General features: G+C 62.8%; 6 protein-coding genes. All 6 read left to right on the top strand.

Annotated elements, in window-relative coordinates; genetic code table 11:
- A partial coding sequence (locus tag EDC25_RS07050) for a tyrosine-type recombinase/integrase (RefSeq protein ID WP_207905706.1) occupies positions 1-537 on the top strand: 537 nt, incomplete at its 5' end.
- A gap of 207 nt (positions 538-744) precedes the next feature.
- Entirely contained in the window at positions 745-936 is a 192-nt protein-coding gene (locus tag EDC25_RS07045) for a type II toxin -antitoxin system TacA 1-like antitoxin (protein WP_123521452.1), read from the top strand.
- 65 nt (positions 937-1,001) lie between these two features.
- A complete protein-coding gene (locus tag EDC25_RS07040) occupies positions 1,002-3,920 on the top strand; it encodes a DEAD/DEAH box helicase (RefSeq protein WP_132577365.1) in 2,919 nt (972 codons plus the stop codon).
- Entirely contained in the window at positions 3,806-8,884 is a 5,079-nt protein-coding gene (locus EDC25_RS07035) for an Eco57I restriction-modification methylase domain-containing protein (RefSeq protein ID WP_207905705.1), read from the top strand. The genes EDC25_RS07040 and EDC25_RS07035 overlap by 115 nt, the downstream gene beginning before the upstream one ends.
- A complete protein-coding gene (locus EDC25_RS07030; RefSeq protein WP_132577363.1) occupies positions 8,881-11,151 on the top strand; it encodes a KAP family P-loop NTPase fold protein in 2,271 nt (756 codons plus the stop codon). Before EDC25_RS07035 ends, EDC25_RS07030 begins: the two co-directional genes overlap by 4 nt.
- A gap of 23 nt (positions 11,152-11,174) precedes the next feature.
- Positions 11,175-13,058 carry an ATP-binding protein gene (locus EDC25_RS07025; protein WP_132577362.1) on the top strand — a complete coding sequence of 628 codons (1,884 nt, stop codon included), beginning with the start codon at positions 11,175-11,177 and terminating at the stop codon, positions 13,056-13,058.

Genomic DNA, 13,058 nt, shown 5'->3' with positions numbered 1-13,058 from the left:
TGCGGCTTGCGGTTCTGGGAGTCCTCGATCGGGATGTGCCATGCGCCTTCGCCCAGTTGCCCGCCCTCCCCCTGCGCCAGCATCCGCGTGGACGTGCATCTGGACGAAGGCGAATGGCACATCCCGATCGAGAACTCCAAGACCGGCAAGCCGCACATCGTCTACCTATCCACTCAGGCGCAAACGCTGTTCAAGGAACTCAAGCCGCTGGCCAGCAGCAGCGACTGGGTGCTGCCTGGGCGTGGCACCCTGGCCAAGCCCTTCGCCAACAATGCGCTGAACCAGGCGCTGAAGGTATCTTTACAGGGGCAGGAGATCCCCGCCTTCACCATCCACGACCTGCGGCGCACCGCCTCGACGTTGCTACACGAACAGGGCTGGCCTTCGGATGTGGTAGAGAAGGCGTTGAACCATACCATCGGCGGCGTGCGCGGGGTCTACAACCGGGCGGAGTACGCTGAACAGCGGCGGGAGATGTTGCAGGCGTGGGCGGACTACATCGACGGGCTGGCACCGTCGGCCAATTTGGTGGTGTGAGTCCGTCCGTGGCGCTGGTGTCCTTTTCCTTTTTGGGTAAGGCCGTTGCCCCTTGGTTGCCATTCCCCTTCGGCTTACTACCCTTGCCCCCTTTCTTAATAGAAGCTACCCAACCGTCGATCCGCATGCGTTTAACACATGTACTTTTCGTGACATGCAAAGTGCAGTACATTTGCAAGTAAGTATGACTTATCCAAAGGTCTTGCAATGACGCGCTTGAAGGTTGAAACGCTCTCCATTCGGACGTCGCCAAACGTCAAGCAACTGTTGCGGGCCGCAGCGGAACGTGAACACCGCTCCGTGGCCTCGATGGTGGAGGTGCTGGTGATCGAATACGCACGCAAGCACGGGTTGCAGGTACCTGCGCAGGATGGACGGTCCTCGGAATCGTCAGCGTGATGGTGTGTTCGTTGGCTTGCTTCCCTGTGTCCCGTCCATCCACCCGAGCGTAGCGTAGAAACTTCATGTCCCTTTCCCAGCCTCCCGCTCCCGGCTCCCGTGCCCTGATCCGCGACGAAGAATGGCTCGTCCAGCACGCCGATCAATGCGCCCAGGGTGGCTGGCAACTTTCCTGCATCGGTGTGTCGGAAACCGTGCGCAATCGCCACGCCCTGTTCCTGACGGCGCTCGATGACGTCACCCTGATCGACCCGGCGCAGACCGAGCTGGTATTCGACGACTCTCCCGGCTTCATGGCCGCACGGCTGGCGATCGAAGCCCGTCTGCGCCAATCTGCCGTGCAGGGCGATGCCTTGGTGCTGGGGCAACAGGCCGTGATGGACACCTTGCCCTTCCAGCTCGACCCGGCCCACCATGTGCTGCAGCAACTGCGTCCACGCCTGCTCATTGCCGATACCGTCGGCCTGGGCAAGACCCTTGAAGCAGGCATCCTCACTGCAGAACTGATCCGCCGCGGCCGTGCCCGGCGCATCCTCGTGGTCACCACCAAAAGCATGATGCGCCAGTTCCAGCAGGAATTCTGGAACCGCTTCACCATCGCCCTGACGCGCTTGGATTCGGCTGGCATCCAGCGCATCCGCCGCCAGATACCGGCCAACCACAACCCTTTCAGTTACTACGATCGCACCATCATCTCGGTCGATACGCTCAAACGCGATAGCGAATACCGCCACTACCTGGAAAGCGCGTGGTGGGATCTCATCATCATCGACGAGGCCCACAACGTCTCCTACAAGGGCAATCGCACCCAGAGCAACCGTCTGGCTGACCTGCTGGCGCAGCGCTCCGATGCGCTCATCCTGCTCACCGCCACACCGCACAACGGCAAGAAGGAAAGCTTCGCCAGCCTGGTGCGCATGCTCGACCCCACCGTGCTGCCGCCCAGGGCCGACTACACCCGCAGCGACGTGGAACACCTGTTCATCCGCCGCTTCAAGAGCGATGTGCGCGAACAGATGAAGCAGGATTTCCCCGAGCGCCAGGTCTTCAGGCTGGCCGCCCAGGCCAGCGCCGCCGAGAACCTCGCCTTCGATGCGCTGGCCGAACTCAAGCTTGCCAGCGATGGCGGCGGCGCGCGCGACGGCGCCATGCTGTTCCGCACCGTGCTGGAAAAGGCACTGTTCTCCTCGCCCGCCGCCTGCCTGCAAACGCTCAAGGAGCGCATCTGCCGCCTGGAAGCCCGCGATGCAACGCATCCCGACCTGGCTTCGCTGCGCGACCTGCAAGCCCTTGTGCAACAGATCGAACCCGCGCAGTTCAGCAAGCTGCAACACCTCATCGCCCAGCTCAAGGACGACCCGCATTGGCGCTGGGACGGCCGTGCCGCCGATGACCGCCTGGTGCTCTTCACCGAACGCATCGAAACCCTGAAATTCCTGCAACAACACCTGCCTGCGGCGCTGGGCCTGAAGGCAGACGCCGTCGCCATCCTGCACGGCCAGTTGCCGGATCAGGATATCCAGCAGACGGTCGAGGACTTTGGCCGCGGCCATTCGCCGCTGCGCCTGCTCATCGCCTCCGATGTGGCCTCCGAAGGTCTGAACCTGCACTACCAGTCGCACCGGCTGATCCACTTCGACATCCCTTGGTCGCTGATGGTGTTCCAGCAGCGCAACGGCCGTGTGGACCGCTATGGCCAGACGCAGCCGCCCAAGATCGGTTACCTCTATACCCAGCCCCATAACGAGCGTGTCCGTGGCGATCTGCGCTACCTGGAAATCCTTATCGAAAAGGACGAACAGGCCGCGAAGAACATTGGCGACCCCTCTGCCTTCATGGGCCTGTACGACGAAGACGCCGAAACTTTGGAAGTGGCCAAGGCCATCGAAGGCAACACCACCGCCGAAGCGTTCGCCCAGCAACTGGCAGGCGGCGACGTCGATCCCTTCGAACTGCTCTGGGGCGACGCCGCCAACAGCGCGACGCCACCTGCGGGCGAGCCTGCGCCCTCCACCGCGCCATCCCCCACCGCTACGTTGCCCAGCCTGTTCGCCGGTCACTACCACTACGCCCGCGACGGCCTGCGCTGGCTGCGGCAGCACCAGCCCGAGCAGCAACCCGCCGTACAGGCCGACGACGCCACCCGTACCCTCAGCTTCCAGCCGGGGCGCGACCTGGCGCAGATTCTGAAGCGCAACCTCGCCCCGGAAATGTGGCCCACCGACAATACGTTCGCCCTCTGCGCCGACAAGCGCACGGTCGAGGCCGCCATCGCCCAGTCCCGCGACGGCAGCGACTGGCCACAACTGCACTATCTTTGGCCGCTGCACCCCATCGCCCAATGGCTGGACTACAAGCTGATGGCGGCCTTCGGCCGTCAGCGCGCCCCGCTGCTGCGCGTACCGCAAGGTCTGCACGCGGGTGAAGCCATCATCCTCGTGCTGGCCCAGGTGCCCAACCGGCGCGGCCAGGCCATGCTGGCCGAATGGCTGGGCGTGCAGCTCGATGCGCGGGGCCAGGTGCAGACCGTGCTGAGCCTGCCCGATACCCTGCACCGAACCGGGCTGGATGGCGGCCAGAACCCGGCCCCGGCCAACGATGGCCATGCCCCCGACAGCCGCCTCTGGCAGCAAGCCCTGCCTGCCGTCATCCGCGCCGCCGAAGCCTACCTGCGCCCCATCAAGCAGGCATTCGATGCCGACTGCCGCCAGCGCCTGGACCAGGAACTGACCAAGCTGGCCACCCTGCGCGACAAGCACCTCGCGCAGATGGAACTGGAACTGGCGCAGGGCGGCATCGAACAGGTCCGCGCCGCCCAGCGCCAGCAGCGCGAAAGCGCCACCGCCGACCTGTTCGGCCAATACCAGCAATGGGTGCGCGACACGCTGCAACTGGACGACCGCGCCCAGTTCACCGTGGTTGCCGCCCTGGTTTCCCAACAGGACGCAGCACCACAGGACATGGCGCAAGGAGCGGCCCAATGAGCTTCACCATCAACGGCCTCATCAACGCCAACGAGTTCTACAGCCAGCACTACCTGGACGACATCCTGGTCAAGGATCTCAAGCCGCTGTTCGAGCAGTGGAAGGAACAGGGCGCGGGCAGCCCCGTTGCCCGCCTGCGCAGCGCCAGCGGTGCCAACGGCTATTTCCGCGACCGCGAGCGCTTCCTGGGTGAAAAACGCCCCGAGGCGCGCGCGCGCCTGCTGCACGAACTGGCCCAGCCGCTGCTGGCCGCGCTCGGCTACGCATTGCAGCCGCACACCCTGGCCCTGGCCGACGCCGGCCGCGAAGGCGAATTGCCCTTGCTGGCCCTGTACCGCGACGGCAAGGGCCACCCGTTGCTGGCCATCGCCGCCGCGCTGGCCCTGCCGGGCGACGAAGACACCGCGCCGCTGCAACTGCCCCCGCGTGACGGCAACGGCGCCAAGGCCGGCCGTCATCATGCAGACTGGGAGGAAACCCTTTCTCGCCGCCTGTTCGCCGACGACACCCCGCCCCGCTGGGTGCTGCTGGTTCACCACGAACAATGGCTGCTGATCGAACGCAGCAAATGGGGCCGCAAGGCCCTGCTGCGCTTCGACCTGCCGGAACTGTTCGGCCCGCGCGACGAACACAGCCTGCGCGCATTCGCGGCGCTACTGGGCAAGCAATCCGTGTTGCCCGCCGAAGGCGGCGCAGCCCTGCTCGACAGCCTGGACGACAGCTCCCACAAGCACGCCTTCGAGGTCTCCACCGACCTCAAGTACGCCCTGCGCGAGTGCATCGAACTGATCGCCAACGAAGCCATCCGCTACAAGCGCGAAGTCAGCAAGGAAAAGCTCTTCGAGCGCACCGACACTGACCTGGCCGACCAGCTCAGCCGCGAAAGCCTGCGCTACATGTACCGGCTGCTGTTCCTGTTCTACATCGAGGCCCGCCCCGAACTGGGCTACGCCCCGATCCAGGCCGAAGCCTATCTGAAGGGCTACAGCGTCGAACACCTGCGTGAGCTGGAACAGACCCCGCTCACCACCGACCAAGCCCGCAACGGCTTCTACTTCCATGACAGCCTGCAACAACTGTTCGGCCTGATCTGGCAGGGCTTCCCGCGCCGCGATGCCGGCAGCGGACAGCAGGAACTGGGCACCGGCGTTGAGCCGGCACCGGGCGATATCGCGCAAGGCAGTGGCTTCACTATCGCCCCGCTGCAAGGCCATCTGTTCGACCCGGCCCGCACCCGGCTGCTCAACAGCGTCAAGCTGCGCAACCACGTCCTGCAACGTGTCATCGAGCTGATGTCGCTCTCACGTGGCAGCAGCGGCAACGGTTCGTCCAAAAACAGCCGCCGTGGCCGCATCAGCTACGCCACCCTGGGCATCAACCAGCTTGGTGCCGTGTACGAGGCGCTGCTCTCCTTCCGAGGCTTCTTCGCCGAAGAAGACCTGTATGAAGTGCGCCGCGATCCCAAGGCCAAAAAGGCCAGTAGCTCGGAAGAAGACGAAGCTGAGATCCCTGATGACAGCGACGCCACGGAGGACGACGACACCCCGCCCGCCAGCGCCCGCGAAAAGCGCAAGGACGCCGAACTCGACCCGCTGGAAGCCGCCTATTTCGTGCCGGCCAGCGCCATCGGCCAGTACAGCGACGCTGAACGCCTGTTCGGCGGCGAGCCGCGCCTGCACAAGAAAGGCAGCTTCATCTACCGGCTGGCTGGGCGCGAGCGCGAAAAGTCCGCCAGCTACTACACCCCGGAAATCCTCACCCGTTGCCTGGTGGAACACGCCCTGCGCGAAATCCTGCCCGGCAAATCCGCCGACGACATCCTGCGCCTGACCGTCTGCGAGCCCGCCATGGGCAGCGCGGCCTTCCTGAACGAAGCCGTCAGCCAGTTGGCCGAAGCCTACTTGCAGGCCAAGCAGAAGGAACTGGGCCGGAGCATCCCGCACGATGACTACGCGGCGGAAAAACAGCGGGTCAAGATGTATATCGCTGACACCAACGTGTTCGGCGTCGATCTCAACCCCGTGGCCGTGGAACTGGCCGAAGTCTCGCTGTGGCTCAACGCCATCTTCAAGGGCGGCCATGTGCCCTGGTTCGGCCTGCAACTGGTGGCCGGCAATTCCCTGGTCGGCGCGCGGCGCGATGTCTTCAGCACTGCGCAACTGTCGCCCGGCCGGGGCGAGAAGGACATGCCCGAGCGCAACTGGCGCTGCGCCGTGCCGCGTGCCCTCGCGCTTTCGGAAACACCTGCCGCCACCGATATCTTCCACTTCCTGCTGCCCGCCGAGGGCATGGGCGCTGTCACCGACAGGGTGGTCAAGGCCCTGGAGCCCGCCGCCTTCGAACGCTTCAAGCAATGGCGCAAGGCCTTCACCGCACCGCTGGAACGCAGCGAAATCACCCGCGTGCAAGCCATCGCCCAGGCCGCCGAAGCCCTCTGGCAGCAGCACGCCCAGGAACTGGCCCGCGTGCGCGCCGCCACCAGCGACGAACTGCACGTCTGGCCCAGTACCGACGCCAACCGTGCGCCCACCACCACCGCGCAGAAGGACGCCACCTTCCAGCGCGAAATGCTCAGCGAGGCGCAGAAAAACGCCAGCCCCTACCGCCGCCTGAAGCTGGTGATGGACTACTGGTGCGCCCTGTGGTTCTGGCCGCTGGACAAGGCGGACGACCTGCCCAGCCGCGAGGAATGGTGGTTCGTGCTGGAAACCGTGCTGCTGGGCAACGCCAGCCTGGTCGCCAACACCGGCGGCAGCGACCTGTTCCCGGAAACCGTGCCCCAGTCCACGCTGGACTTCACCCCCGAGCGCGACCGCTACGGCCATGTCGATATCGAGGCGCTGGTCGAAATCCTGCCGCAACTGAAAGTGGCCCGGCAGGTGGCCGCACAGCAGCGCTTCCTGCACTGGGAACTGGAGTTCGCCGATATCTTCCGGCAGCGCGGCGGTTTCGACGTGGTACTGGGCAATCCGCCGTGGATCAAGCTGGAATGGAACGAGCAAAGCCTGCTCTCGGACTTCGACCCGCGCTTTGCCATCCGCAAACTCAGCGCCAAGCAGACCGCCGACCAGCGCGAAGCCGTGTTTGCCGTCGTGCCCCAAGCCCGTGCCGACTACCTGGCCGAATGCGTGGCCACCGAGGGCATGGGCGCGTTTCTCAATGCGGTGCAGAACTATCCGTTGCTCAAGGGGCAGCAAAGTAATCTGTACAAATGCTTCCTGCCGCTGGTATGGCGCGTGGGTAGTGGGGTGCAGGCGCTGCTGCATCCGGAGGGGCCATATGACGATCCGAAGGGTGGGGAGTTACGGGCGGCGATGTATGCGCGGTTGCGCAGCCACTTCCAATTCCAGAATCAGTTGATGCTGTTCGAGATTGGCCATCGTGTGAAATACAGCATCAATATCTACGGGCCGAAGCAGGCAACGCCACGGTTCCGGACGATGGCGAATCTGTTTCACCCGTCGACCATCAAGGCCAGCCTGGAGCACAGCGGCGCCGGACCGACACCCGGTATCAAACACGATGGAGGGGGATGGGACTTCAGCGGACACCGCAATCGTGCGGTGGAAGTGAATGAAGGCGTACTCGCCACGTTCGCCAAGCTCTACGACGCTCCCGGCACGCCCAGCTTACAGGCGCGTCTGCCCGCCGTGCACAGTCGAGAGCTGGTTTCGGTGCTGGAAAAATTCGCCCGCGTCCCGCGCCGCCTGGGCGATCTGAAAGATGACTACTTCACGCTGGAAATGTGGCACGAAACCGGCGCGCAGAAGGACGGCACCATCCGCCGCGAAACCGGCTTCGTCAACCGCCCCGAAGACTTCGTGCTCTCCGGCCCGCACTTCTACGTCGGCAATCCGCTCAGCAAAACTCCGCGTGCCATCTGCACCGAAAAGGGTCATTACGACACCCTCGACCTCGAAACCCTGCCCGACCACTACCTGCCGCGCAGCAACTACCGCCCCGCGTGCAGCGCCACCGAATACGCCCGCCGCGTGCCGCGCGTCAGTTGGGTGGAGGAAGGAGAAACCGAGGCGAAGCCGGTGACAGAGCTATACAGATTTGTTGCTCGATCAATGATTTCAAATAGTGCGGAAAGGTCATTAATCCCTGCGATTGCCCCCAAGGGGGCGGCGCACATTGATCCTGTGCACTCAATTAATTTTCGCCATGTAGTCGATTTGCTCCACTTCGTTTCAGGTTGCCACTCGATTCCCTTTGATTTCTTTGTAAAAACGACAGGAAATCCGAGGTTTAGAAATAATTTGGCTAGATTCCTTCCTTGCCTAAGGGGTAACAGCCAAATATTAGTTCGTACACTCGCCCTCAACTGCCTCACCACCCACTACGCCGACCTCTGGCAAGCCTGCTGGCAACCCGAATTCCGGCAAGATCGTTGGGCCAGCACCGACCCGCGCCTGCCGCAGGACTTCTTCGCCAAGCTCACCCCCGACTGGCAACGCCACAACGCCCTGCGCAGCGACTACGCCCGCCGCCAGGCCTTGGTGGAAATCGACGTCCTCGCCGCCCAGGCCCTGGGTCTGACCCTGGACGAACTACTGACCATCTACCGCGTGCAGTTCCCCGTCATGCGCCAGTACGAGCGCGACACCTGGTTTGATGCCAACGGCCGCATCGTCTTCACCGCCAGCAAGGGCCTGGTCGGCGTCGGCCTGCCGCGCAAGGCCAACCGCAAGGACGCCGAATGCACCGTCGTCACCCCCGACGGCATCCGCCAGCCGCGCCGCCTCGGCTGGGAAGAGATCCAGCCCAAACCCATGCCCGACGGCGGCCTGCACCCCCAAGTCCCCGACGGCACGGTGATCGAACGCCCCATCACCGACACCACCCAACCCGGCGGCCCCATCGACCGCACCATCCGCTACACCGCGCCCTTCACCCTGGCTGACCGCGAAGCGGATTACCGCGTGGCGTGGATGCACTTTGAAGGTGGGGGTGCGCCATGACAGCGGCCGAGCAATCCTTCCACGGTGACCGTCCCATCGAAGCGCCATCTGAAGATCGATTGGGTTTTGGACCGGCTGCTGGTCACGTCGCCGAAGCGATTCGCAAGATGGCGTCGCCTGACGGCTTCGTGATTGGAATCGAGGGAGAGTGGGGTTCCGGCAAGTCGAGCTTCATTAACCTGGTTTCGGATGCGTTGCGCGAACCCGACAATGCACCAGAGATCGTCCGCTTCCTTCCCTGGCTGATCAGATCACGCGAAAGCTTGCTCAAGGAGCTTTTCACGGAGATCACCAAGGCCGCGCTCCGCATCGATGCCGGGGACGTGCAGGTTCATGGATGGAAAAGGCTCCGCAGTCATATCTGGCCAAGCCGTTACTCGGCGCAGGCACTTCGAAAGAAAAAAATCAAAGGGCTCTTCTCGCGGTTTTCGTCACGCTTGGTGCAAGCCGGAAAGCTGGCCGAACTGTTTGGGCTGGCAGGTGCAGGAGTAGCCACGGAGGCGGGAAAGCGCATGGCCGAGGAGTGGCTTGGCAACAGCTCACTCGAAAAGGATAAGGCGCAGATACAGGCAGAGCTTCGCAAGCTGGAGCGGAAGATCGTGGTCTTCGTGGACGATCTTGACCGCCTGGAACCGAATGAAGTGGTGGAAGTCCTTCGCTTGGTGCGGGCGGTCGTGGACTTCCCGAACGTGATTTACGTGCTGTGCTACTCCCGGGACATCATCGCCAAGAACCTGTCGACGGCTTTGCATATCGAGAAGGGCGAAGAATTCCTTGAGAAGATCGTCCAGGTGAGCTTTTCGGTGCCACGCCCGGAAGCGTTCGATCTGCGCCGCATGTTCCGCCATGACCTGCAACTGTTGTATCCGAATTTGCTGGAGGGGGACGGAGCGCATTCACGGGCCTTGATGGAGCGGCTCGCTCACGTCATCGATACCGAAGGGGGGCGGGCATTGCTGACACCACGACATGTCGTCAGGGCAGTCAATGCATTGCGCTTCCATGCCACGCCTGTACTGGAGAACATCGACGTTCCAGACATGGTGTGGCTGCAACTGATCCGCCTGCAATCCGAAAGACTCTACGAATGGGTCGAGGGATACCTGATCGGCTTTGCAGCGAAACATGCAGGAGCAAGCATCAGCGATGAAGGAAAGAAAGCCGAGCTTCAACAGCTCAATTCGATCCTCGACGGCTTGCCTGGCATTGACTCGAACCGTGAACCGAGAATGCTGGCCCTGACGGAGCTTCCTGGAATCGAGTTCGACTTCGAGCGGCAGGCTGACCAGCAGAACCTCAAGATGATATTGAGCCTGTATGGCCGTGAAGATGTGAGTTCACAGATCCGAGGAAAACGGCTGGGTAGCCCCCAGCATTTCCGCTACTACTTTTCCCTGACGGCACCGCAAGGTGCGATCCATGACCGCGAATATGCCGCATTCATCGAAAATGCCCGCGATTGCCAGGAAGTTGCTGTCCGTCAGTTTTCAGAACTTGCCGCATCATTGAATCCCCAGGGGAAATCATCGGTTCAAGCGTTGTTGGACCGCCTGAAAGGCGATGCCATCAACGATGTTCCAGATGAGGCGATTGCGGGAATATTGGCGTCTCTTACCGAGGGCATGGACGTTGCCGCGCTCAAAACAGGCAGGGGAGACTGGGGCGAATACTGGATATGGCGAGATGCGGACAAGGTGTTCAAAGGCTTGTGGGGCAGGCTGCGGCAGGGCCTGTCTGAAAGCGATCGCAACGCCCTACTGAAGCAACTCTTCGGAGACGGGCGCGCCATCGGATGGCTGACGGGACTTTTCCGTAGCGAGATATTCGGCCACGGGATCTATGGTAGTGAAGCTAAGCCAGAGAATGAACGGACGTTTTCCCGCGATGAGCTTGATGTCGTGGCGCAACAGCTATTGCGGCGTTACCGGGAGCTGACTGCCAAAGATCTTCCGCACCTGCCGAAAGTGGCGCACATGCTTTATTCGTGGAAACAGTATTCGCCAGATTCCATTGATGAAATAAAGAAGAAGGTTGAAGAAATATGTGGGAGTGATTCAGGGTTCCTGAATCTTTTGCAGGGCATGCGTAGCTGGCAAGCGACGAATGGCGTTGTTTCGTATCCTCTGAAGATGTCTTCCCTTTCCAGGTTCATGGATGTCGAGCAGGTAAAGACCCGCTTGGAATCCCTGGTGGATGTGGCAGACCGGCGAGTCGCGGATTCAGCCAAGGATCTGTTGGCGGCGCTTCGCGCTGGCGATGATGAGTAATACCTATGCGAGAAAACAGAAGCATGCGTAGCGCCACCGACCTCTTCGAAGAACTCAACTCGGTCGATGAGTCCACCCGCATCGAGGCCAAGCGCGCCAGCGAACTGGGCAAATCCGTGATGCAGACGGTCATCGCCTTCGCCAATGAGCCGGGGCTGGAGGGTGGTTATCTGCTGCTGGGTGCGGACTGGTTCGTCAACGACAAGGGCGATACGGTGTACCAGGCTGCCGGCCTGCCCGACCCTGACAAGGTGCAGCGCGAATTGGCCAGCCAGTGCGCGTCCATGCTCAATGTCGCCTTGCGGCCGGAGATGCAGACCGAGATCGTGGACGGCAAGACGGTGCTGGTGGTGTACGTGCCCGAGGCCGATGTCACGCAGAAGCCGGTCTATCTCAAGGCTACCGGTTTGCCGCGCGGCGCCTACCGCCGCATCGGTTCCAGCGACCAGCATTGCGTGGATGAAGACCTGTGGGTGCTGCGCGGCGAAAGCCAGCCGCTGCATGGGCCGGATTCCAGCATCCTGCCCGATGCCCGGCTGGACGACTTCGACCCGACCGCCGTAGCGGCCTATCGGCGCGAACGTGCCCGCATCAACCCCCAAGCCGAAGAGCTGGATTACGGCGACGAGGACCTGCTCGAAGCCTTGGGCGCGTTGCGCCGCGTGGATGGTCGATTGCAGCCGACGCTTGCCGGCATCGTGCTGTTCGGCAAGCCACTGGCGCTGCGTCGATTGTTGCCCATGGTACGCATCGACTACATCCGCGTGCCCGGCAACGAATGGGTGGAAGACCCGGAAAACCGCTTCCAGTCCATCGACATCCGCAAGCCGCTGTTGCTGGCGTTGCCGCAGGCCGAGGCCAGCATCATCGACGAGTTGCCCAAGGGCTTTCGTCTGCCCGAAGGGCAATTGCACAGCGTGCAGGAGCCGATCCTGCCGCGCAAGGTGATCCGCGAGGCACTGGCCAATGCCGCCATGCACCGCAGCTATACCGTGCATAGCCCGACCCAGATCATCCGCTACAGCAACCGCATCGAAATCCGCAATGTCGGCTATTCCCTCAAGGAGCCCGCGCAGTTGGGTACGCCGGGGTCGCGCCTGCGCAACCCGGCCATTGCCGCCGTGCTGCACGACCTGCACCTGGCCGAAGCCAAAGGCACCGGCATCCGCGCCATGCGACGCCTGGCCGCCGAGGCGGGCTTGCCCTTGCCGGAATTTCACTCCGACCGGCAGGCCAACGAGTTCCGGCTCACCCTATTCCTGCATAACCTGCTGACCGAGGACGACCATGCCTGGCTGCGGGGGTTCGCCGGCGCGGTGGTCAGTGCCGACGAAGCCAAGGTGTTGATCTACGTTCGCGCCACGGGCGCGGTGGATAACACGGCCTGCCGGGATTTTTGCGGACTGGATACGCTGGCGGCCAGCCTGGTCCTGCGCCGGCTGCGCGACCGGGGACTGTTGGAGAAGCAAGGAGCGGGCAGCCGCACCTACTACACCCTGGCGGCTTCCGAGCGCCAGGCAAGCGTCCCTTCCGACCAGACTGAACTGCCGCTGGATGTTCCGTCCCATGCCGACACCCTGCACAGCCGCTCAGCCGAGCATGCCACCCAACCCGACGAAGCTTGCAACCTTGAGCTTGCAACCTTGTCGCCTGAGCTTGCAACCTTTCTTGCAACCCTGAAAGGACGTACAACGGAGGCCGCCCTGCGTGACGCCATTTGCCGCCTGTGCGAGTGGAAGCCGCTGACAGTGGATCAGCTTGCAACCTTTCTGGGCAAGAGTCGGCAATATTTGCGTAACAAGCATCTGATTCCGATGGTGCGCAATGGCGAGCTGCGTTTCCGTTACCCGGAAAGCGCCAAACACCCGCATCAGGCTTATGTAACGCCCAAAGAGGGGGAGCTTTGA

Source organism: Pseudofulvimonas gallinarii (assembly GCF_004343305.1).
Taxonomy (GTDB): domain Bacteria; phylum Pseudomonadota; class Gammaproteobacteria; order Xanthomonadales; family UBA2363; genus Pseudofulvimonas; species Pseudofulvimonas gallinarii.
The sequence above is the reverse complement of the archived record's forward strand: the minus strand, read 5'-3'. Positions and strand labels throughout refer to the sequence as shown.